This window comes from uncultured Fibrobacter sp., from assembly GCF_900316465.1.
GTDB lineage: Bacteria > Fibrobacterota > Fibrobacteria > Fibrobacterales > Fibrobacteraceae > Fibrobacter.
The window spans coordinates 20,109-41,739 of sequence record NZ_ONDD01000014.1; the positions used below are offsets into that span (position 1 = coordinate 20,109).

Genomic DNA, 21,631 nt, shown 5'->3' on the forward strand with positions numbered 1-21,631 from the left:
AAATAAGCAAAAAAGTGAGATTTACAGCCTTGCGAGTTTTGACTTCATCTTCGCCTTCATGGCGTACATGCGTTCGTCAGACAGGTGGTAAACCTTTTCGGCATCGATATGGGTTTCTTCGGCCATGCTAAAGCCGTTCTTCAAGAATTCATGCTTGTAAGCCACGCCGTAGGCCACTTCGAGTGAAATCGGCAAGCCTTCGCTACGTTCTTTCTGCAAGTCGGTCATCTTCTTGACAGCATCGTTCACGTCGGCCACGTGTTCGCTGCGCACAATCGCCAAGAATTCGTCGCCACCCACGCGAATAGCGGTACCCACCCCCGCAAAAGCCTCATTGAAAAGGCCTGCAAAGATTTTAATGAGTTTATCGCCTTCGTTATGGCCATACTTGTCGTTCACAGCCTTCAGGCCATTCATATCGATACTCACAAAAGCGTAGTCGCCAAAGCTCTTGTCCAAAATATCAAAAATCTGCTGGCACTTGGCACGGTTATAAAGCCCCGTCAAGGCATCCAGATAGGCCATCGTAGCGAGCGCCCCCTTTTCGGCGCGGTCTTCTAAAATGTAGACCAAGTAAACGACATAGCTCTGAACTAGCGAGAATACAAAGCCAAGCGTACCCAACGGAATCCAGGACGATTCCAGCAAAGGGTTGTCGATTGCGAGATGGCGGGCAAAATTATAGCGAAGCATGTCCGCTATCACCATCACCACAAAGAACAAGACGCCGCGAGAAAGAATCTTTCCGGACTCGTCCATTTTTTTGTTGTAGAGAATGCCGGAATAGACAAAGTATACCAATCCGGCAAAAACGACCGCATGGAAAAACACCAGCATTTGCGGGTAGAACAGCAATCCAGTAAAATGAAGAACCGAAGAGACAGCCAAGTAAGCGACCTCGTAGGCCACCAGGAACTTCATGACCCAAGTCTTGGCTTGGCTGAGACGCGTCTTCTGCATGTTCCAAAGCAACAGCGTAAACGGGATCGGCGCAAAATAAAGGCAGATATATTCAAGTGTCGTATTGAACGTCAAATTGTATGACACTACCTGGATCAGTTTCGTATAGCACATGGTCCAGGTGCCAAACGTAAACGACAAGAGCCCAATCATCAACAGGCGGAAATAATTGACACCGTAAATGCGCATGACGGCGCCCACCATAACGGCAAGCAACCCAAAAAGAATCAGGAATATTCCGATGACAAGCGCAAAAATATGGCGCGAGGAATAATCGCTCACGGAGTATTCTTCGGGCAAAAGTTCATATTTCGAGAAGGTGATTTTCCGGTTGTCTATTTTTTCGACCAGCACAACCTTCAAGCTTTGATGTTCGCCATGGTTCAAGTGGACATAATGGTAACCGCATCCCGGAAACATGCGATCTTTACCATACTCATAAACGCTTTTGCCGTTTTCAAAAACCTCGACAGCGCTATGCACCGTCCGGAATCTGAAAATCGGGTGCGAAAGCGGGTTCGCAGAAATCCTGCCTTCCAGGATCAACGAATCACCACTCATGAGTTTTTCGGGGAACGTATAGTTCACCAAGGACTCTACCCCGGTCTTTTCGCCCTTGTATGTAACGGTCCAACCTTTATCCAGGCGGACACTTTGCGGAGCGACGCCGTTGTAACGAACGGCAATCAAAAAGACGACAAACAGCAAGATCAAAACGACAGTCGAAACTGACGTGACCCAAAGATATTGCTTATGAATTCTATCCGGTTCTACCAATTAACGCTCCCACACCTCGAACACTGTCGGGTAATCGTTCTTTTCGTCGGCTTCGAATTTTTCTTCGCTTACCTTGTGCCAGCCATCGCCCCATTCAGGGAACAAGACGTCGCCATCGACGTCAGCAAGCACGCGCGTCACATACAGTTTTTGCACCAGGGGCATGGCTTCGCGGTAAACGGCCGCGCCGCCAATAATAAAACATTCTGTTTCGTGGGCGGCGCGAGCAGATTCTATAGCCTGAGAAAGATTGCCGCAGACAACGCAGCCCGGAGCTTCAAAAGCCGGGTTACGTGTGAGCACGTAATTCGTGCGGTTCGGGAGTGGACGTCCGATATCGTCGTAATTCTTGCGGCCAAGCACAATCGAATGCCCGGTCGTAATCGCCTTGAAACGCTTGAGGTCGGCGGACAAATGCCAAGGCAAGTGCCCGTCACGCCCAATCACGTTATTCTGAGAAATCGCGACAATTGCAGAAATCAACATATCTTTGTCCTCCCCTTTGATTACACCGCGATCGGCGCCTTAATAGTCGGCCACGGGTCGTAATCAACCAGTTCAAAATCTTCAAACTTGAATTCGAAAAGGTCCTTGACAGCCGGATTCAGCTTCATGGTCGGCAACTTGCGTGGCGTACGCGTCAGTTGTTCACGGGCCTGTTCAAAATGGTTCGAATACAGGTGCGTATCACCCAGCGTATGAATGAATTCACCCGGTTCATAGTCGCAGACCTGCGCAAGCATCAAGGTCAACAGCGCATAAGACGCAATGTTGAACGGCACCCCGAGGAATGTGTCGGCACTGCGCTGGTACAGCTGGCAACTGAGCTTACGCTTGCCAGAGGCGCCAACACCGCCCACATAGAACTGGAACAGACAGTGGCAAGGCGGCAAAGCCATCTTGTCGACTTCGGCCACGTTCCAGGCGCACACTAGGTGGCGGCGGGAATCGGGATTGTTCTTGAGACTATTCACCAAGTTCTTGATTTGGTCGATGTGTCCACCATCGGGGGTCGGCCAGCTGCGCCACTGGTGTCCATAGACCGGACCCAGGTCGCCATTTTCGTCGGCCCATTCGTCCCAAATGGTCACCTTGTTATCGTGCAAATACTTGATATTCGTATCGCCCTTCAAGAACCACAACAATTCGTGAATAATAGAGCGCAAATGCAGTTTCTTGGTCGTGAGGCACGGGAATCCTTTAGAAAGGTCATAACGGCACTGACGGCCAAAAACGGAGCGCGTTCCTGTACCCGTACGGTCAGAACGATCCACCCCGTTTTCCAAAATATCCTTGAGCAGGTCTAAATATTGTTGCATATAGCCAATTTAATAAAAGTTATTCCCCAAAAATTTCGACGCGCTTGTACTGCTTCACCTTTTTGTCTTCGGTGACCGATTTTTCGCGTAAAAGGGCATTAACGGCCTGCAAAATGAGGTCCTGGGTATGCTTGGGCACGGGCTTTTTGCCGAGGCGCGCCTTCTGCACCATCTTGTGATTCAAATTGGCCGGGAGCATTTCCACGAGGTCGTGATTGGAGGCTTCCAGGGACTGCAAAATTTCGTCGAGTTTAGTCATAATCAAATCTTCTTTTCATAAAATATAAAAAACCTCGACCCACAAAGGGCCGAGGTTCTTGGTTAATGATTTACAGACCGATTACTGCACCAGGTTGCTTTCGCAGCTCGTACCGTCGTTATCCGGCGTTACGAAGTGCATTTCGATACGGCGGTTCATTTCGCGGCCTTCGGCGGTGCTGTTGTCATCCACCGGGCAGCTGGAACCCATACCGATAGCCTTGATGCGATCTTTCTTGACGCCCGCCTTGGTGAGCACCTTCATCACTTCCTTAGCGCGGTTTTCGGAAAGCTTCTGGTTGGTCTTTTCCTTACCCACGTTGTCGGTGTGACCCTGGATCACGATCTTCAGATCCTTGTAGCTGTCTTCTTCGACAAGCTTCTTAGCCACGTTCTGGAGAATCTTCTTGGCGTTGGATTCCAAGGTAGCCTTGCCGCTCTTGAAGGTCACGCCATCGAGCTTTTCGACAGCCTTCTTCGGGCAGCCATGGCCATCGTCACCCGGTTCATCCGGGCAGCGGTCGATTCCAGTACAGACTTCAGCAAATTCCTTCTGGAGCTTCTTGGTGGCAACCCATTCAGAGCAGACGCCGTCCTTATCCGGGTCCGGATCGTCTTCAATCGGGCAGCCCTTGTTCCATTCAGGACCAGCTTCGAGTTCGCAACGGTCGTAGCCGCGGCACATATCCTTGAACTGGTCAAGCATCTTCTGCTTGGTAACCCACGGAGAGCAGAGGGAGTCTCCATCCGGGTCCGGGCTTTCCATCGGGCAGCCCTGAGCAAATGCTTCACCGGCTTCGGTCGGGCACTTGTCAACGCCAGCGCAGATACCATCGTACTGTTCAAGCATGTTCTTTTCGGTGACCCACGGATCGCAGAGGCCATCCTGGTCAGTATCCGGGTTGCCAAGCGGGCAGCCTTCGTTAGTAGCCGGGCCGAGTTCGGTCGGGCACTTATCGATACCCTTACAAGACTTGTCGATGAACCATTCCTTGGCCATGTTCTCGTCTTCAGCAGCCTTTTCGAAGTAGAAGCCCATCTTCTTTTCGGTCACCCACGGGTCGCAGAGGCCGTCATTATCGGCATCCGGATCATCCCAGGCGCAACCCTTATTGGCAGCAGAACCAGCTTCACCCGGGCACATGTCGTAACCCTTACAGATGTCAGCGAATTCGTTCATGGCACCTTCGTCAGTCACCCACGGAGAGCAGAGACCGTCACCATCCGGGTCCGGCTGCTTAGTCGGGCAACCGTTGAATGCCGGAGAACCAGCCTGAGCCGGGCAATCGTCAATGCCTTCGCAAACGTTAGCAAACTTCTTGAGCATCTTCTTCTGAGCAACCCACGGGTCGCAAACGCCGTCGCCATCAGCATCCGGATTGTCAAGCGGGCAACCATCGTCGCCTTCGCCAGCTTCGTTCGGGCACTGGTCAACGCCTTCGCAAACTTCAGCAAATTCAGATTCGAATCCCTTTTCAGCAACCCAGGCATCGCAAACGCCGTCTTCGTCAGCATCCGGATTACCCAGCGGGCAGCCCTGATTCAGACGGTGACCGATATCGTCGGGGCACTTGTCTTCGTCATCCGTAACGCCATCGCCGTCGCGGTCCTGAGCCAGCAGGAATCCGCTCCAGGTGATACCGCCGTAAACGGTGTATTCGGGGTTCACGCGAATGCGGTCAACCCTCACGCCACCCGGACGTTCGCTAGATTCAAGAGCCTGGGCGGTAATGTAGCTGTCGTCGCCCAGGTAGTAAGAAGCACCCATATGCAGGTCAACACCGACCGGCAGGTGGAACACCAAGGCACCCGTCAACTGCTTCATGTCGAGTTTGCCGCTACCATTCTTGATAGAAAGGTTGCAGTTTTCATTAATGAGTATACCGGCTTCATCAAAGATGGGCATGCAGCGTTCAAAGTCATCCAGCTGGATATCCCAATAGTATTCCACGAAGATGGACATGAAGTCCATAAAGTAGATTTCGGCAGCAGCACTCATGAACGGGAGCGACATATAGTCACTGTTCGTGCTGTAGCGGTAACCGCCGTTCAAGTGCAGCAAGAACGGGAATCCGTCGCCGCCATCGAGCTTGCTTGCGTCCATCGTGACAGCAAGACCGCCCTTGACCGTGGTGCTCTTGGTACCGAACGGAAGTGCGGATCCATTAGACTTGTTGATATATTCAGGTTCGCGAATCCAGAGGCCCTGCTTTTCGGCATTGGCCGTACCCATTGCAATACCACCGAACACGGCGATATCGAACACCTGGTCTTCCGGCAGCGGGAAACGAGCCTTCAAGTCAATCTTGAGGTTACCCACATAGCCAACCTTCGTGTTCGGAATGGTTGCCGGACGGTTCATGTCCCTGGAACCCAAAGTCGGGTCAACATAGTAGCCTTCAGCAGACAGCTGATCGTAGTAAACAGGGATTGTCACACCCAAGTCAAAATAATGCCAGATACCGATGGCAAAGCCGATATTAGCGCTTCCGCCTACGAAGTCCGCCACAGCAGCATTTTTCAACGCTCCAGTCGCTTCGACTTCATTCAAGGCACCAAAGCCCGTGGCATCGTCAGCCGGGAACATGTCGTTACCGAAAGTAGCATCACCTAAAAGGGTAAAAACCAGTTTGGAATGACCAAGGGATTGGGCAGACTGGGTCTTATTCACACCAACGAAGCCTTCCTTGTTGATTGTCTGGGGATGTCCTGCAAAGGCGGAAGCCGCCAAGGCCAGGACTAAACCCATAGCTACCTTATTCATAGCATCTCCTTATAGTGGTAAGCTGACCAAACACGGCTTACCGATTTAACTATTGTAAATATAACTTATTAGTTCAAAAATCAACCCAAAAACGTGCATTTTTTTTGAAATTTAATCAATATCACACTTTGCCTGGCTTGTAGCATTTTTGTAAGAAACAGGTTTAAGCAGGGCAAAACGTCTTTTCGAACATGCCGGGGTCCATCCGGCAAATGCTGGTAAGCCCCCCTTTACCCACAATAATATGGTCCAAAACGGGTATTTGGAGCACCCGCCCCGCGGCACAAAGCACCCGGGTAATCGCCATGTCCTCAAGGCTGGGTTCCAGCGAGCCCGAGGGGTGATTATGGGCAAAAACAACCGAAACAGCGCGATCTTCGATAGCCTTGGCAAACGCTTCGCGGGGGTGAACCGGGGTCTTGTTGACAAGGCCCGTGGTCAATTCATGGATCCGAATCACGCAATTGACCGAATTGAGCGTCACAATCACCAAATGCTCCTGCGATTCATATTTGAGGAACGAAAGCCTCGACAAAAGATCTTCGGGCGACACAATCGGGTTAGATTTATCGCTCAGAATGTAACGGCCCGAAAGTTCCAGACAAGCAAGCACCTGCGCCGCCTTCACCTTGCCAAGACCCCGAATTTCGCGAATTTGGGCAAGCGAGGGCACCTGAGTCTGGTTCGAAAGAAAATCCGAAAGGCGCCTCGACAGCTCAAAAACATTGCAATCCTGGTTTCCGCTCCCTAAAATCAGGGCCAGCAGTTCTTCGTTTGTAAGGGCGGCTGCCCCGAACTTTTCAATCTTTTCGCGGGGCAAGTATTTGGAAACCGCTCTGTCATTCAACATCATCACGTTATGGTTCATGAAGTATCCTTTTTTGGAGGGTTATACTCTCTATACGCCAAATTCAGAAAAAATGTCTGATTTTGCCCCTTACTTTTTCTAATTTTGGTTCAAACTGAACGGAAGGTCCCCATGGAATTAGGCAAATACAATCACGCCCGAGTAGAAGAAATCATGCCCCAGGGCTATTACCTGGAACTTGAAACCGGCGGTCGCGTGCTGCTCCCCGGCAAAAAAGAAGAATTCAGCCTCCAAGAAGGCGAAGTGCTAGACGTATTTGTCTACATGGATTCCGAAGACCGCCCCATCGCGACCCTCGACAAGCCTTACGCTACCGTCGGTGAATTTGCCGTGCTCGAAGTCAAGGACGTGAACCGCATCGGCGCTTTCCTGGATTGGGGTCTGAATAAGGACCTGTTCCTCCCCTACAAGCAGCAGCTCGGCGAACTCAGGCGCGGTGACCGCTGCGTCGTGTACATTCTCGAAGACGACAAGAGCAACCGCATTGTGGCCACCGAAAAAATCAAGAGTTTCTTGGACCCCGACACCTCGGAACTCCACCTGGGTCAAAAGGTCCAGCTCGCCGCTTACGAAGTCACCCGCGACCATATCGATTTTCTTGTAGACTACCGCTACACGGGCCGCCTCATGGTCACTCCTAACACGCCACGCATTTACATCGGCGACACCATGGCGGGCTACATCCAGCGCTTTACCGCTGACGGCAAGATTACCCTGAACCTCACTCCCGTGGGCTACAAAGGAATCATGAAGAGCGAAAGCCCCGCCGCAATCATGCAAAAGCTCGAAGAAGCTGGCGGATTCCTGCCCTACGGCGACCACAGCGATCCCGAAGAAATCCGCCGCGAATTCGGCATGTCCAAGAAGACATTCAAGAAGATTCTGGGCACGCTATTCCGCGAAGGTCGTATTGACCTTTCTGACGACGGCTTCCGTAAAATCTAATTAGATTGCCGAGCTTCGCTCGCAATGATGTTTATTTATATTCCACCGGGACTTCGTTGTCGTTTAAGACACAAAGTTCAATGCGGCGGTTTTTCTTGCGACCGGCCTCAGTCGCATTCGAGGCCTTGGGCTGGCTAGAGCCATAACCACTTGCCGAAAGGTGCCCACGGTCAACGCCATGGTCGACCATGTAAAGGAACACCGTGTAGGCGCGCTGTTCTGAAAGCGTCTGGTTAAACTGGTCATCACCTTCGGAGCTGGTATGCCCCTGGATTTCAATACGGGCATCCGGGTTTTTCAATATGCCGGCCACCGCCTTGTCCAAAATCGCCATGGATTCCGGTTCCAGTTCGGCACTGCCTGCCTTAAAGTTCACTCCGGTCAATTCAACACGCGTGTCGTCGAACACCACCGTAAGGCCACCCGTGCTTGCCGTGGGCGAAACATAAGGAGTCGTACCGCATTCAAAGGGGCCCGTCACGCTTTCGCAGTAAATCGTATAAGTATCTTCGCGTGCAATATGGAACGTCACTTCGCCTTCGGAATCGGTCGTAACCGTGAACTTGTTCTTCGGGTTGTTCTGGCCCACGAAAGAAAGCTTCTTATGCGCTTGCGGTACATCCTGTTCGTTGGTGTATGTCACTGTAAGCACAGCATGAGTCTTGTTGGGCAATAAGTCGCGAGCATTTGCAGGCGCAACCAAAAGATTTACACACAAAACAGCGCTAAAAACGGGCAAAATGCCGAAACTGGACAATTTCACGGAATACTCCTCAAAAAGCGGGCCGAAAAATAGAAAAATATTTCTAAATTTGGACACGAAAAACAACACTCTCAAAGGAGCAAACATGAAGTTCGGAAAAATCGCAGCGGCTGCGCTCGCCATGAGCATTTCCGCATTTGCAGCTGACGCCACTGACAACATGACCCTCAAGGGCAATGTTCAGACTCAAGTCACCAAGTCCATCAACGACGAAGACAACAACTTCAGCAGCGGCTGGATTCGTGCCAACATCGGTGGCCAGTACAAGAGCGACAACCTGGACGGAACCATCATGCTCCGCATTTTCGCCCCGGAATTCGGCAACAAAATCAAGGACGGCGACGGCAAGACCACGAGCTATGACAAGATTCTGGCCGACCTCTACTGGGTGAACTACAAGTGGGCACTCAACGACAACAACCTGCTGAACCTGAAAATCGGTCGCTGGAAGACCGACTGGTCTCAGTCTACCCATTTCGGTACCTATGTCGACAAGGACTTGACCAAGCGCGGTCTCTGGATGCGCGATTACAGCCATAACGCTGTTGAACTCGGCTGGACGAACGGTCTCAACCAGTTGAACGCCATGGTTGCCGCCAAGAATGGTACTGCCAACCAGGGTTACGTACGTATCGAAGACGACATGAAGTTCACCTTCCCCCTGGAAGTCAAGGTCGCCTACCGTGCAAACTTGGTCGACGTAGTGCAGAACACCGCCTACATCACCCACCGAGTGGCCGCCTACGCCAGCTATGAATTCCTCCCGATTCTCCGTGCCTACGGTGAATACGCCTGCATTTACACTCAGGATGACGACCTGAATCCTGAAGTTGCCAACTACCTCGCCCCCGAATCCAAGTATTTCCAGCCGGGCATTTACTACCAGCCGTTCTACCTGGGCTTGGATCTTGCCCCGAAGAACAAGTTGGCAAGCACCTTCATCAACCACTTCATGGTGGAATGGGAATACATCAACAAGCGTGACAACCTTTACGGCGCCCCGAAGGGCACCTACGACGACTGGGCATGGACCGTTGCCTATGTCAAGAACGTTGGCAAGTCTAAAATTCAATTCAGCGTCTACAGCGAAAACGAAATGAGCGATGTGGGTCTCGCCTTCCGCCTGACCAGCACCATCAAGTAATTTTTGATTGTAATGCCAAATTGGTTTAAAAATTTTTCTTGGGAGAGAATGTTCGACTATATTGCCGAACGTTCCGTTACCCCCGTGAAGGTCGCGATCATCGCCGGAAAGTCGTTTCTGTACTTCCACGGACTGACCCGCGCGGCCGCACTCACCTACACGACTTTCTTGGCCGTGGTCCCGCTCCTGATTTTGCTGACATCGATTACGCTTGCAGTCGGATTCGGCAATTTCTTCTCGGACTACCTGCCGCACCTACTCAGTTTCTTGGACCTCGACTGGCCCGTCGACCCGATTATCACCATCGTGCAGAACGCCGAACACGTGCCTATCGGCAAGCTCGGGTTCATCGGTGCCATGGGTCTTTTCATCACGTTCATTCTCGCCTTCGGTAGCCTGGAGTCGAACTTTAACGTGGTGTGGGAAAACAAGGTGTCCCGCCCGCTCCATAAGCAGCTTCGAATCTATACCCCGCTCCTGCTTATCTTTGCAGGCATTATCGGTCTCTACGCCGGTTTCGTGAACCACATGCAAAGTGCCCTTTCGGTGATTGTCGTCGATGGCCTGCACTTTGACCCGTCGGTACTCAAGAGACTCATCAACGCGTTCTGGTACTTGACTTTTCACGGCGCATTCCTCTTGGTTATCTTCTTGACCCTGTACGCGCTGCCCGCCAGACCAGACCCCAAGAACTACACCAAGAAAAAGTTGCTTGTCTCTTCAATCGGCATTACCGTTCTCGCATGGATTTGCATTATCATCTACGTAAAGATCCTGATGCTTATCCAGACCATGCTCGTGACCCGTATGTCTATTTTCTACGGTTCGCTCGCCTTTATTCCTCTCATCCTTTTCTTGGTATTCGGCATTTGGACCATCGTTCTCTGCGGCAATTCCGTGGTGTGGACGATTTGCACCTGGCCCGAATCCAAGGACCGTATATGGAACTGGGAAGGAAGCCCTGCCGAAGGTCTGAACATGACCAAGGACCGGTTGTAATTCGGCTTCCGGATTTCAGAATTAAGATAGCGGCAATCTGGCCTAGAGCCATTTGCCGCTTTTTTTTATACATTGTATAAAAAAGGACTTTGCTTATGAAAAAGATTCTATTGCTCATCGTGGCCCTGGTGGCCTTCGCAAACGCAGAACTGCAGAGCGTAAAGTATTCGCCCGAAGAAAAGTCGAACGACGGCCTGAAGGCATTTATCGGCGTGAGCGGTGGTAACGTGCTCGTGGCCGATGATGGCGCCATTTTCGCGAACCTCCGCATCGGTCTGGACATTAACCCCCTGTTCTCCACTGGCGTGTGGGTGTCTAGACTACTGAGCGATGTGCGCAATTATAACGTTGCCGAAAAGCAGATGATTAAGTACATGTCCGTGGGCGGTTTCGTGGAACTGTTCCCGGTGCGCATCAACGACTTTTCCATTTCCGTGCCGATTGAAATCGGTGGCGGCGCCCTCTATGTAATGGAGCCGGACGACGAAGCTTTTGAATCCGAAGACTATTTCTTTACTGCCGACATGGCCGTACATTTCAACTACCGTGTCACGAAGATGCTTGAAGTGTCTATCGGTGGCGGCTACCGCATGTTCAGCGGCATTGAATCCAACAACCTCGAGAACTTGGACTTCTGCACTCCGTTTGGCGAACTGCGCTTTACGATTAGGGAGTAATGCCCGACTTTATTTCCATACGCGGCTGCAGGCTGCACAACCTGAAGAATATCGACGCCCAGTTCCCGCTGGGCAAGATAACGGTGGTATGCGGGCCTTCGGGCTGCGGAAAGTCAACGCTTGTGCTTGATACCCTGCACGGGGAATCCAAGCGCCGCTACTTGGAAACGCTTTCGCCGTTTGCGGCCGAATTGCTGGGCGGCAGGCGCATTATTCCGTTGGATAGCGCCGAAGGTTTGCCCGCAAGCCTTGCCGTGGGCCCGAGCCATGGCGAAACGCCCGCGAAGGCTTACGCATTGAGCATTTCGGAATGCGATTCGACTTTACGCGCCTTGTTTGCGGCGTACGCGAAGCCCGCCTGCCCCATTTGCGGAAAGCCCATGGAAAGCTTGAGCCGCGAAGACATGATTCGCGAGATAGCAAGTCTGCCGCAAGGGAGCAAACTGCAATTTTTTGCAAGAGTTGACGCCGAGAAGCGCGCGAATCTTGATAAGTTGGCAGCGGTATTTCTGGCGCAAGGTTTTACGCGAGCCATGGCAGATGATGTCAGCTATTCGCTTGCCGACTTGACTGAAAACGAAAAGAAGATTGTCCCGAAGGAATTCTTTATTGTCGTGGACCGCGTGATTGTCCGCGAGAACACGCGCACCCGCATTGCCGAAGCAGTCGATGGAGTCTTGAAGCTCACGCACGGCGAATTGATTCTAGACATCAACGGGAGCCGCAAACTTTTCAGCACGGTGCCGCGCTGCCCGGAACATGGAGCGCAGCTTTCGAGACCGCTCGCACCAGAAGACTTGTCGCCGTATTCCCGCACGAGCGTTTGTGAAAAATGTGGCGGCACCGGAATCATCGAAGACGGCGACAACAGCGAAGAATGCCCTGATTGCAAAGGACTTAGACTCAAGCAGAATTTTTTGAATGCGGCGATTGAAAGTAATTCAAGTGAAAATGAGCCGCGTAAAATCCGTACCACTTGGCAAGACATTTTAAGCACGCCTTTCGCGGAACTCGAAAGCCGGCTGCACGCCCTGTTTGACAATCGACTGTCGGCAAAGCAGCAACCCGCATTCCGCACATTGATTGACCGCATCCAGGCGATTGTCGACCTTAACATCGGTTACCTCACAGCAGGGCGTGCAGGCGCCACCCTATCGGGTGGCGAAGTCCAGAGACTTCGTCTTTCGAGCCTCAGCACCGGGCACCTGAACAATCTCTTGATTGTTCTCGACGAACCCGCCAGCGGTTTGCACCAGAGCGATGTCGAAGCCCTCTGGAAAGTTTTAAAGAAGGTGCAGTCCCGCGGCAACACGCTTGTCCTCATCGACCACAATCCCGCCCTCATCAAGAAAGCCGACTGGATCATTGAAATGGGTCCTGGCGCCGGCGAAAAGGGCGGCGAAATATTGTTGCAAGGAACCGCGAAAGAAGTTCTCGGCAATCCGGTATCGCCCACAGGGAATTGGATCCGCTTGCTCGACGAGAAAAGGAGATTCCCGGTCGAGCCGGGAATGACAAAGGGCAAGTCGGGAAAGACATCCGCAAAGAAAGCAGCGACTATCGATGTCGAAGACTTCGCAATGTTCGACATGCAGCCGGTCACCGCACATTTCCCGGTGCAAAAGTTCAGCGTCATCACAGGTCAGAGCGGTAGCGGCAAGTCCACCATTTTCTTCAGGAACCTCGCCCCACGTGCATCCAAGGGCGAATTCGAAAGTCTCGGCATCCAAGCTCTATCGATTCTTTCGACAGGTGATTTCCACGGAAACCGCCGCAGTACCGTCGCCTCGGCCATCAACCTGAACACGATTCTCCGCGACCTTTTCGCGAAGCTCCCCGAAAGCAAGGTCCGCGGCTACACCGCTAGCAAATTCGCGACGCACGCCCCCGGGGGCCGCTGCGAAAACTGCAAGGGCGAAGGCGTTATCCTCGACCCCGCGGGCTACGAAGAGTCCGAATGCCCCGTATGCCTCGGCAGACGCTTCAAAGACGAAATTCTCGAAGTCCGTTTCAAGTCGCTTTCCATTGCCGACATCTATGACCTAGAAGTCGGCGACGCCTACAAATTGTTCATTAATATGAAGCCTTTCGCCGACAAGCTCAAGCCGCTCGTAGACACTGGCCTCGACTACCTGAAACTCGGACAAACCACGTCGCACCTTTCCGGCGGCGAACGCGCCAGGCTCCGCCTTTCCATTGCGCTCGCCCGAGCCAAGGCGCCGAATACGCTTTTCCTTTTCGACGAACCCGCCCGCGGCCTCCATCAAAAAGACATCCAGCATCTACTCAACCTGATTCGCGGCCTCACCGAAGCGGGCCACACCGTCATCGCCATCGAACATGCGCAAGACTTCGTGAACGCCGCCGATTACGTGGTTGAACTTTCGCGCAAGTAACGCGCGATTTATTTTCGATTTTACTTCAGAGATTTCTTCGCGGTTTCCAGCGTTTCAATCACCTTGTCGCACCAGGCGTCGAATTCGGGATCTTCTTTCTGGAATTCCGGATGGGCTAGCACGTTTGCGATAGTGCGGCGGATTCCCTCATCAAAGCGGACTTCGGCGCGAAAATTCGACACGGCACGCTTGAGTTTGGAATTGTCAAACACCACGGAGTTCGCCTTGTCGCCGATGAGGCTCCCAGTCAAATCGTAGTCACTTACATCCGCAAGGAACTGCGAAGACACGTAGTAGGGCTTGAGTTCAACACCCAGCGCATCGGCAACCGCCTTGTAAATCTGGTTCCAAGTGAGCGTTTCGTCACTCGTAATCTGGAACGATTCTCCGATGGCATGGACGTTACCCATCAGGCCCACAAAGCCCCGAGCAAAGTCAGTATTGAAAGTCATTGTCCAGAGGCTGGTGCCGTCGCCGTGAATAATCACGGGCTTGCCTTCGAGCATGCGCTTTGCCACCTGCCAGCTGCCGTTCTTGCCGTGAACACCCAGCGGGATGCTGCGTTCGTCGTAGGTATGGCTCGGGCGCACAATCGTAATGGGGAAACCTTCTTCGCGGTACTTGCGCATTAGGAATTCCTCCCCCGCAATCTTGTTGCGGGAATATTCCCAGTACGGATTCGCGAGAGGCGTGCCCTCGGTAATGCGATAATCCGAAAGCGGTTTCTGGTAAGCGCTCGCAGAACTGATGTACATGAACTGCTTGGTATTTCCCTTGAACAGGCGGTAGTCGCGTTCCAGCGCACTCGGATGAAATACGATGAAGTCGCAGACGACATCGAACTGCATGCCCTTGATTTTTTCAGCAACAGCAGCTTCATCGTAGATATCCGCCTGAATGATTTCAACACCTGCGGGGATGTCTTCTGCAGGGCGATTTCCGCGATTAAGCAGGTACAGTTTCCAACCCTGAGCCACCGCAAGGCGCGTAATCGCCATGCTGATGGTTCCTGTACCGCCGATAAAAAGTGCGTTCATAAGAAAACAAATAGTAATTAGGAATTAAAAAGGAATGTGTGATGTGAAATGTGAGATGACAAATCCAAAATTATTCATTTCACACTTGTACTCTCACTTCGCTCAAGTACCAAATGCTAGGTTCGGCCATGTTCAAGCAAGCTTGACCGCGGCACTCACCTTACGCATTTTTCACATTTTTACAGTTTTGCATGTGCGGCGATGGTGTAAATCGCGGTCACGTCCTTTGCCTTGAGAGGCACGAAACCCCAGCCGTCACCCGGATTCAGCTTTTCAACCAGCTTCGGGATATCTTCTTCTTTTGCGCCGAGTTCAGCAAAGTTGATGGGCATACCGATAGAATGCAAGAAACGGCGGAAAGCCTTGATGCCCTCGAGGGCGGTCGCCTTCGGGTTCTCGAAATTCATCTCGCAACCGAACACGCGGGTGGCCATCTGGGCAAAGCGCATCACGTTGTGGTCCACCACATATTCCATCCAGGCGGGCATAATGACCGCAAGGCCCGCGCCATGGGCGCAGTCGTAAAGCGCCGAAAGTTCATGTTCGATGGCGTGGCTGTTCCAGTCCTGACTGCGCCCGCAGCCCACAACACCGTTGTGGGCTACCGTCCCCGCCCACATGATGTTCGCACGGACCTGGTAGTTGGCGGGGTCGGCAATGGCGCGCGGGCCCTCCTTCACCATCGTTAAAAGCACCGCTTCGCACAGGCGGTCGGTGATTTCCACTTCGAGCGTATTCGTGAAGTAGCGTTCAAACACATGCGCCATGATGTCGGTGATGCCGCAGGCCGTCTGGTAGGCCGGCAACGTGCAAAGGAGTGCCGGATTCTGTACCGCGAACTTCGGGCGAATATGTTCGCTGCTCGCCCCGCGCTTGAGCATGCCGTCTTCCTTGGTAATCACGGAGTCGCCGCTACCTTCGGAACCGGCCGCCGCAATGGTCTGCACCACGCCAATCGGGAGAGCCGCTGCCGCCGAAGCCTTGCCCTCGTAAAAATCCCAAAAATCGCCCTTGTAGGGAACACCCATCGCAATGGCCTTGGAGCTATCAATCGTGGAGCCGCCGCCCACCGCCAAAATAAAATCAATCCCATTTTCGCGGACAATTTCAATACCCTTGTACACGAGCGAATCGTGCGGGTTCGGCTTCACGCCGCCGAGTTCCACATGCGGGATACCAGCCGCATCGAGGCTAGCCTTAACGCGGTCAATCAAGCCCGAACGCACCGCAGAACCCCCACCGTAATGAATCAGCACCTTGGTGCCGCCATACTTTTTCACGAGTTCACCGCATTCATTTTCGCGGTTCATACCAAATACGAATTCTGTGGGGCTGTAAAAGTTGAAATTATCCATGTTTATCCTCTTGTTTCTCCTAAAAATACAAGAAAATCCCGCCAAAAAGCGGGATTTTCACAAGAATTCCGTTCACAAGCGGAACCATTCCCTTTATTACCAGAAATGAACGCCAACTCCCAAATAAACGCGATGATACCATTCTTTTTCGACCGAAGGTTTTTCTTCTGAAGGATTATAGCCTATCGTCTCGATATCGGGAGCGTAATAAATTCCCATATACCGAAATTTCAAAGTCATGTAAGTGGCTCCTTGGAAATCGCCGGGCCTTTTAGACATCCAAAAACGGAAATCCACTTGCAAGCCAGTCGTAAAAAGATCATACCAACCCACAAACGGCTGAAACTTTAGCCACTTGTTTTCATACACATCTATACCGGCTGTAATGAAAAACGCATCCGAGAACTTTCCTCCCACAAACATTGATGGCGTCACAATGAGTCGCGATATCTGTACGGGAACACCAAATAACGTTTCACCAAGCAAAAACGCCTCTATACCAAATCCACCAGTATAAAACTTTTCCTCATAATAATTGCTGAATTGATTATCTTCATACAGGTCAAGTTCTTTATCTTGACCAAGAACAACCACACAAAAACAAAGAATAGCAAGAAAAACATTCCTAACCATACACATTAAATATAAAACAAAAATCCCATAAAAAAAAATCCCCGGCACAAAGCCAGGGAATTTTGAAAGAGCTTTCTTTCTACGCGTTAGAGCCGAGCGCTTGGATTACGTCGTGCCGTGAGCAACAAACGCCTCGTATTGCGATTACATCGCATAAACTGGAGCCTCAACAATAGAAACAAGTAAACTTGTTTCTGCTGTACTCGGCTTAGGTTTATTTAACGAGGCGTGGTTGCGAGATAATCGGCTCCTGTATAAGGATTCTGTTGAGTTTAGCCATCCCGTGAGCCACAAGCGACTCGTCCTAACGAGTCGTGGTGGCGAGAGCGAGGCGATATCACATTCTTGTTTATGCGATAGAGCCGAGCGGTCTTATTAGGTCGTATATTCGGCGTTGATCTTAACGTAGTCGTAGCTCAAGTCGCAAGTGAATGCGCTAGCGCTAGCATGACCGATGTTAAGAACGAGCGTTACTTTGTATTCACGCTGGCGGACTACCGCACGCAGAGCCTTGGTCTGTTCTTCGTCGAGCTGCACCGGGCGGCCGTTAGAAAGCACCTGCACGTCGCCAAAGAAAAGGTCCGTCTGTTCGGCGATCATGTTGCAGCCACTGCTACCTGCGCTGCTCAAAATGCGGCCCCAGTTCGGGTCTTCGCCGAACATAGCGCACTTGGCCAAGTTAGACGTACCAATGAAGCGAGCCATGCGCAAAGCCTCTTCGTGGCTTTCGGCCTTTTCGATGCAAAGTTCAATCAGCTTGGTTGCACCTTCGCCGTCGCGAACGATATCCTTGGCCAGTTCCTTCATCACAAGCATCAGTGCGGCGCGGAATTCGCCCTGTTCGGAGAGCGTTAAATCTTCGTACTTGAGGCCGCTCATGCCGTTAGCCAGGAGAATGCAAGTGTCGTTCGTGCTGGTGTCGCCATCGACCGTAATCGCATTGAAGGAATCGGCGATATCGGCGCGGAATTCAGCAAAGAAATCGATCGGCAAAGCAAGGTCAGTAGTAATAAAGGCAAGCATCGTAGCCATGTTCGGGTGAATCATGCCCGAGCCCTTGCAGGCGCCACCAATCGTCACCACACCCTTTTCGGTCTGGATTTCAACGGCATGGCTCTTGAGCGCAAGGTCAGTCGTGAGGATTGCGCGGCCAAATTCTTCAGAAGCGTCGGCATGGAGCTTTTCGACAAGCTTCGGGATACCGGCTTCAATCTTGTCCATCGGCATCAGGTGGCCGATCACACCGGTGCTGCAAACGAGCACGCTCTTCGGAGTAAGCTTCAAGGCTTCTTCGGTAAGGACAGCCATGCGTTCTGCATCGCGCAAGCCCTGTTCGCCGGTACAGGCGTTTGCGTTACCGCTGTTCACCACAACAGCAGAAGCAAAGTGGGCATGTTCAAGAGCAGCTTTGTCATAAAGCACCGGAGCAGCCTTCACCTTGTTCGTTGTAAACACGGCAAAGCAACGTGCAGCCTTTTCACTCTTCAAAAGAGCCATGTCAGCGTTACCGCTGGCCTTAATGCCTGCACAAATACCAGATGCGGTGAACCCCTTCGGGGAGCAGACGCCGCCTTTTTCCAATACAGTGTACATAGAATCTCCTATTGTTTTTTACCCCCTAAATTATAGCAAAAAAGCGACTATGTTGAACAGCCCCCGCTTCTGCTCCACAAAAAAATTCTAATTTAAGGTCATGGCTAAAACACCCTGTACTAAAGAAACTTACGATAAGATGGTTGAACGTTACACCTTCCTCAAGAAGGTCGAACGTCCCCGTGTTGTAGATGAAATGGAAGAAGCCCGCAAGCAAGGCGACCTGAGCGAAAACGCCGAATACCACGCCGCCAAGGAAATGCTGGCTCATATTGACCTGGAACTTCCCAAACTGGAAGACCAGATTTCCAATGCAATCATCGTTGAATTTGACGCTAACTCCGACACCGTCCGCTTCGGCGCCACCGTCACCGCTAAAAACCTCGCTACCAAGAAGGAAGTGGTCTATCAGCTGGTGAGCCCCGAAGGCGTTGATCCGATGAACGGTAAAATCAGCTTCAAGAGCCCCATGGGTTCCGCTTTCATGGGCAAAAAGAAGGGTGAAATCGTCGAAGTCGTCACCCCCAAGGGCAAGAACCGCTTCGAAATCGTCGACTTCAAGTAAGCTATGATTCTAGCCCTCATCGGCAAAGACCAGTTTTCCAAGGACAAGCAGGTCGACAAGTTCCTGACCGATGCCCTTGGAGACCGCAAGAACGACCCGCTGTCTAAGCAGGTCGTGTATGCCACCGACACGAACATTCCGTCGGTTGCCGGGCTCATTATGGAAAGCTGCGGCGCCGTTTCGATGTTTGCTCCGGAACAGGCGGTGGTCGTCCGCAATGCCGACGCCATGAAGGCCGATGAATCCAAGGCACTCGCCCGCTGGCTTAAAGACGCCCCCGATTGCAAGCTGTTGCTCGATTTTGACGAACTCCGCGCAACTTCGGAACTCTACAAGATTCTGCAAAAAGTCGGCAAAATCGAAAAGTACGAAGAACCCAAGCAGTACAAGATGCAGGAATGGATTGCATCGAACGTACCCGCCCACTTCGGAAAGCCGATCGAGCCCGCCGCCAGCCAGTACCTGGCCGACGCCTTGGGCACCGACACCAAGCTCGTTTGCGAAGAGTTGGAAAAGGTCCTTACCTACGACCCCGACTGTGCCAAGTTCACCTACGATCTCGTGAAGACGATGATTATGCCCCGCCGCGAAATCCCGCCTTACGAAATCCTGAATTTCTTCGGCATGCGAGACGCCGTGGGCTTTACCCGCAAGCTTCACGAATTCCTTTACAACAACAGCAGCAAGAATGCCGACGCCATCAGCCTCGTGAATGCGCTTTACAGCCATTCCATCGACCTGCTGAACTTCATGTCGCTCACCGCCAAGAAGATGAGCGCCGAAGACGCCGCCAAGGCATTAGGCAAGAACTATTTCTTGTTCTGCAAACAGGGCAACGCTGCCGAATGTTGCCGCCGCTGGGGCAAGCCGCTCCTCTGCCGCGTAATTCGCCGTCTTGCCGACCTCAACTACGAATTCAAGAGTTCGAGCTGGACTGTGACAAGTCAGGAACTTGCCCTCGCCGCATTGGTGGTGAGATAGCCCCGAACTTTGAACTAAACAATTCTCTACTATATGAAAAAAGCATCGGCATTGCCGATGCTCTTTTTTAAATGCTGTAAACTAGATTAATTCCAACCGCCTTCATCTTCTTCGATATCCGGAGCGGCCGGAGCATCAGACGATTCAGACTTAGGCTGTTCCTGAGCAGGCTGCGGCTTGGGTTCCACAATCGGAGTTTCACCTTCGCCCGGTTCAGTCGTGGTCTGAGTCTTCTTTGCAGCCGGGGCACCCTTGACATCGGGAGAGGCTTCAGAAAGTTCGACAGAGCCCACATAGTTACGAATGATACGCGGAGTCACGAAGATAATCAGGTCTCGCTTAGTGACAGCCTTACGGCTGTACTTGAAGAGGTTACCGAGCAGCGGGATATCCTTGAGGAACGGAATACCGGATTCACTTTCGGTATTTTCGTTACGGGTAAGACCACCGATCACGACCGTTTCACCGTCAGCCACCACGACCTTGGTCTTGGCTTCCTGAGTACTGATCACCACCTGGCCCTTTTCGTCGTAGCCGTAAGAGTTGTTTTCCGGGTGCAGGTCAAGCAAAATGCGGTTGTCGCCAGAAACGTGCGGAGTCACAGTCAGCTTGATACCGGTTTCCACGAGCTGCGTCGAAGATTCACCACTATCGTCAATCACGCGGATAGACACCTTGTCGCCCATGAACACCTGAGCTTCGGTATTGTCGAGAGTCGAAACCTGCGGAGAAGCGAGCACTTCGGTAGAAGCGTCACCCATGATGTTCGAAATAGCAATCTGCAAGTTGTTATCCAGCAAACTTGCGGTAATAGCAGTCGTAGCATTGCCCACTGCCGGCGAAGCACCGCCATTCGGCAAAGAATGAATTGCAGCACTGGTACGGGTATCGCCCGAGTTGCTACCCGTCGGAGTAGTAACCGTTCCCGGAGTAAGGGTCTGTGTACCCATTCTTGCGGTCCAGTCCACACCGAGTTCGCGAGCACGTTCGCTATTCACGACCACGAGCTTAGCCGTAATCATAATCTGGAGCGTTTCGACATCGAGTTCGGTCAAAGCCTTTTCCATCTGCTCAATCTTGCCATCGGTATCGTACACAATGATCGAGTTCGTGCGTTCCACCGTCGTAATACGGCCGCGGCTAGACTTCATACTTTCGAGCACCTTCACCAATTCTTCAGCCTTGGCATGGTGAACCTGGAAGTTCTTACGGACAAGCGGAGCATTCTGTTCGGCCTGGGCTTCTTCATCGGCAATCTTCTTCTGCTTTGCCTGGTAAGTCGCAGAGCGCTGAATCAAGATGTACTTGTCTTCGATGATCCAAGTCAAGTCGTTCATGCTACAAACGATGTCGAGCGTTTCTTGCCAAGTCTTCTTGGTCACCTTGAGGCTTGTCTTACCCTTGACTTCGGGAGCAAGGATAATGTCCACACCGGCAATCACGGAGACAGAGCTGAACACGGCTTCGAAGTTCATGTCGACGAAACTGAAGTCATACAATTTCTTGTTGGGGGTTTGCACCGAACCTTCGGCAGGAGCGCTCCATGCAGTAGTGAGACCCACCACCAAGAGAAGAACAGTAAGGATTTTTGTCATCT

Annotated in this window: 19 protein-coding genes; 7 read left to right on the forward strand and 12 right to left on the reverse strand. The window is 52.0% G+C overall.

Annotated features, from left to right (window positions below):
• Positions 1–21: 21 nt before the first annotated feature.
• From QZN53_RS06840 to radC, 6 genes are all read right to left on the reverse strand, one after another.
• The gene (locus tag QZN53_RS06840) at positions 22–1,737 is read right to left on the reverse strand and encodes a GGDEF domain-containing protein (protein WP_163438221.1); all 1,716 of its coding nucleotides are present in this window, start codon (positions 1,735–1,737) and stop codon (positions 22–24) included.
• Positions 1,738–2,223, reverse strand: coding sequence for a dihydrofolate reductase (locus tag QZN53_RS06845; RefSeq protein ID WP_163438222.1), 486 nt, complete (start codon positions 2,221–2,223; stop codon positions 1,738–1,740). It abuts the gene before it with no gap.
• Positions 2,224–2,243: 20 nt separating this feature from the next.
• Positions 2,244–3,056 (reverse strand): thymidylate synthase, encoded by an 813-nt coding sequence (locus QZN53_RS06850; RefSeq protein ID WP_073317779.1) that lies wholly within the window; start codon positions 3,054–3,056, stop codon positions 2,244–2,246.
• Between the two features lie 19 nt (positions 3,057–3,075).
• Positions 3,076–3,315, reverse strand: coding sequence for a hypothetical protein (locus tag QZN53_RS06855; protein ID WP_163438224.1), 240 nt, complete (start codon positions 3,313–3,315; stop codon positions 3,076–3,078).
• A gap of 81 nt (positions 3,316–3,396) precedes the next feature.
• Positions 3,397–6,078, reverse strand: a complete 2,682-nt coding sequence (locus tag QZN53_RS06860; protein WP_163438226.1) for an OmpA family protein — start codon at positions 6,076–6,078, stop codon at positions 3,397–3,399.
• Positions 6,079–6,241: 163 nt separating this feature from the next.
• A complete protein-coding gene (gene radC, locus QZN53_RS06865; RefSeq protein WP_294652174.1) occupies positions 6,242–6,946 on the reverse strand; it encodes a DNA repair protein RadC in 705 nt (234 codons plus the stop codon).
• A gap of 111 nt (positions 6,947–7,057) precedes the next feature.
• On the opposite strand from radC, the gene QZN53_RS06870 reads away from it, so the two are divergent.
• A complete protein-coding gene (locus tag QZN53_RS06870; RefSeq protein ID WP_163438228.1) occupies positions 7,058–7,891 on the forward strand; it encodes a S1-like domain-containing RNA-binding protein in 834 nt (277 codons plus the stop codon).
• A gap of 31 nt (positions 7,892–7,922) precedes the next feature.
• Here QZN53_RS06870 and QZN53_RS06875 read toward each other — a convergent pair whose 3' ends face one another.
• Complete coding sequence (locus QZN53_RS06875; protein WP_294652176.1) at positions 7,923–8,654, reverse strand: OmpA family protein; 732 nt, start codon at positions 8,652–8,654, stop codon at positions 7,923–7,925.
• Between the two features lie 85 nt (positions 8,655–8,739).
• On the opposite strand from QZN53_RS06875, the gene QZN53_RS06880 reads away from it, so the two are divergent.
• The 4 genes from QZN53_RS06880 to QZN53_RS06895 all read left to right on the forward strand — a co-directional run bounded on the left by QZN53_RS06880 (position 8,740) and on the right by QZN53_RS06895 (position 13,870).
• Positions 8,740–9,798, forward strand: a complete 1,059-nt coding sequence (locus QZN53_RS06880; RefSeq protein WP_163438232.1) for a hypothetical protein — start codon at positions 8,740–8,742, stop codon at positions 9,796–9,798.
• Positions 9,799–9,846: 48 nt separating this feature from the next.
• Positions 9,847–10,797 (forward strand): YihY/virulence factor BrkB family protein, encoded by a 951-nt coding sequence (locus QZN53_RS06885; protein ID WP_294652178.1) that lies wholly within the window; start codon positions 9,847–9,849, stop codon positions 10,795–10,797.
• Between the two features lie 95 nt (positions 10,798–10,892).
• Positions 10,893–11,474, forward strand: a complete 582-nt coding sequence (locus QZN53_RS06890) for a hypothetical protein (protein WP_163438236.1) — start codon at positions 10,893–10,895, stop codon at positions 11,472–11,474.
• A complete protein-coding gene (locus QZN53_RS06895; RefSeq protein ID WP_163438238.1) occupies positions 11,474–13,870 on the forward strand; it encodes an ABC transporter in 2,397 nt (798 codons plus the stop codon). The genes QZN53_RS06890 and QZN53_RS06895 overlap by 1 nt, the downstream gene beginning before the upstream one ends.
• Before the next feature lie 20 nt (positions 13,871–13,890).
• Here QZN53_RS06895 and QZN53_RS06900 read toward each other — a convergent pair whose 3' ends face one another.
• From QZN53_RS06900 to argJ, 4 genes are all read right to left on the reverse strand, one after another.
• Positions 13,891–14,907 carry an SDR family oxidoreductase gene (locus QZN53_RS06900; protein ID WP_163438240.1) on the reverse strand — a complete coding sequence of 339 codons (1,017 nt, stop codon included), beginning with the start codon at positions 14,905–14,907 and terminating at the stop codon, positions 13,891–13,893.
• Between the two features lie 179 nt (positions 14,908–15,086).
• On the reverse strand, positions 15,087–16,262 hold the full coding sequence (locus QZN53_RS06905; RefSeq protein ID WP_163438242.1) for an iron-containing alcohol dehydrogenase: 1,176 nt from the start codon (positions 16,260–16,262) through the stop codon (positions 15,087–15,089).
• Positions 16,263–16,358: 96 nt separating this feature from the next.
• Entirely contained in the window at positions 16,359–16,895 is a 537-nt protein-coding gene (locus QZN53_RS06910; RefSeq protein ID WP_163438244.1) for a hypothetical protein, read from the reverse strand.
• Positions 16,896–17,270: 375 nt separating this feature from the next.
• Complete coding sequence (argJ, locus tag QZN53_RS06915; RefSeq protein WP_073317811.1) at positions 17,271–18,488, reverse strand: bifunctional glutamate N-acetyltransferase/amino-acid acetyltransferase ArgJ; 1,218 nt, start codon at positions 18,486–18,488, stop codon at positions 17,271–17,273.
• A 100-nt stretch (positions 18,489–18,588) separates the two neighbouring features.
• On the opposite strand from argJ, the gene greA reads away from it, so the two are divergent.
• Together greA and holA are read left to right on the forward strand one after the other, a co-directional pair.
• Positions 18,589–19,053, forward strand: coding sequence for a transcription elongation factor GreA (gene greA / locus QZN53_RS06920; RefSeq protein ID WP_163438246.1), 465 nt, complete (start codon positions 18,589–18,591; stop codon positions 19,051–19,053).
• Between the two features lie 3 nt (positions 19,054–19,056).
• Positions 19,057–20,034: a DNA polymerase III subunit delta gene (gene holA / locus QZN53_RS06925; RefSeq protein WP_088628179.1), complete on the forward strand. Its 978-nt coding sequence runs from the start codon at positions 19,057–19,059 to the stop codon at positions 20,032–20,034.
• An 86-nt stretch (positions 20,035–20,120) separates the two neighbouring features.
• Here holA and QZN53_RS06930 read toward each other — a convergent pair whose 3' ends face one another.
• Positions 20,121–21,629 carry a secretin N-terminal domain-containing protein gene (locus tag QZN53_RS06930; protein WP_294652243.1) on the reverse strand — a complete coding sequence of 503 codons (1,509 nt, stop codon included), beginning with the start codon at positions 21,627–21,629 and terminating at the stop codon, positions 20,121–20,123.
• Between the last annotated feature and the right edge of the window lie 2 nt (positions 21,630–21,631).

Excerpts from the sequence above, each read along its gene's own strand:
- QZN53_RS06845 (WP_163438222.1), bottom strand. The coding sequence starts at position 2,223 with ATGTTGATTTCTGCAATTGTCGCGATTTCTCAGAATAACGTGATTGGG.
- QZN53_RS06850 (WP_073317779.1), bottom strand. The coding sequence starts at position 3,056 with ATGCAACAATATTTAGACCTGCTCAAGGATATTTTGGAAAACGGGGTG.
- QZN53_RS06855 (WP_163438224.1), bottom strand. The coding sequence starts at position 3,315 with ATGACTAAACTCGACGAAATTTTGCAGTCCCTGGAAGCCTCCAATCAC.
- QZN53_RS06860 (WP_163438226.1), bottom strand. The coding sequence starts at position 6,078 with ATGAATAAGGTAGCTATGGGTTTAGTCCTGGCCTTGGCGGCTTCCGCC.
- radC (WP_294652174.1), bottom strand. The coding sequence starts at position 6,946 with ATGAACCATAACGTGATGATGTTGAATGACAGAGCGGTTTCCAAATAC.
- QZN53_RS06870 (WP_163438228.1), top strand. The coding sequence starts at position 7,058 with ATGGAATTAGGCAAATACAATCACGCCCGAGTAGAAGAAATCATGCCC.
- QZN53_RS06880 (WP_163438232.1), top strand. The coding sequence starts at position 8,740 with ATGAAGTTCGGAAAAATCGCAGCGGCTGCGCTCGCCATGAGCATTTCC.
- QZN53_RS06885 (WP_294652178.1), top strand. The coding sequence starts at position 9,847 with ATGTTCGACTATATTGCCGAACGTTCCGTTACCCCCGTGAAGGTCGCG.
- QZN53_RS06890 (WP_163438236.1), top strand. The coding sequence starts at position 10,893 with ATGAAAAAGATTCTATTGCTCATCGTGGCCCTGGTGGCCTTCGCAAAC.
- QZN53_RS06895 (WP_163438238.1), top strand. The coding sequence starts at position 11,474 with ATGCCCGACTTTATTTCCATACGCGGCTGCAGGCTGCACAACCTGAAG.
- QZN53_RS06900 (WP_163438240.1), bottom strand. The coding sequence starts at position 14,907 with ATGAACGCACTTTTTATCGGCGGTACAGGAACCATCAGCATGGCGATT.
- QZN53_RS06905 (WP_163438242.1), bottom strand. The coding sequence starts at position 16,262 with ATGGATAATTTCAACTTTTACAGCCCCACAGAATTCGTATTTGGTATG.
- QZN53_RS06910 (WP_163438244.1), bottom strand. The coding sequence starts at position 16,895 with ATGGTTAGGAATGTTTTTCTTGCTATTCTTTGTTTTTGTGTGGTTGTT.
- argJ (WP_073317811.1), bottom strand. The coding sequence starts at position 18,488 with ATGTACACTGTATTGGAAAAAGGCGGCGTCTGCTCCCCGAAGGGGTTC.
- greA (WP_163438246.1), top strand. The coding sequence starts at position 18,589 with ATGGCTAAAACACCCTGTACTAAAGAAACTTACGATAAGATGGTTGAA.
- holA (WP_088628179.1), top strand. The coding sequence starts at position 19,057 with ATGATTCTAGCCCTCATCGGCAAAGACCAGTTTTCCAAGGACAAGCAG.
- QZN53_RS06930 (WP_294652243.1), bottom strand. The coding sequence starts at position 21,629 with ATGACAAAAATCCTTACTGTTCTTCTCTTGGTGGTGGGTCTCACTACT.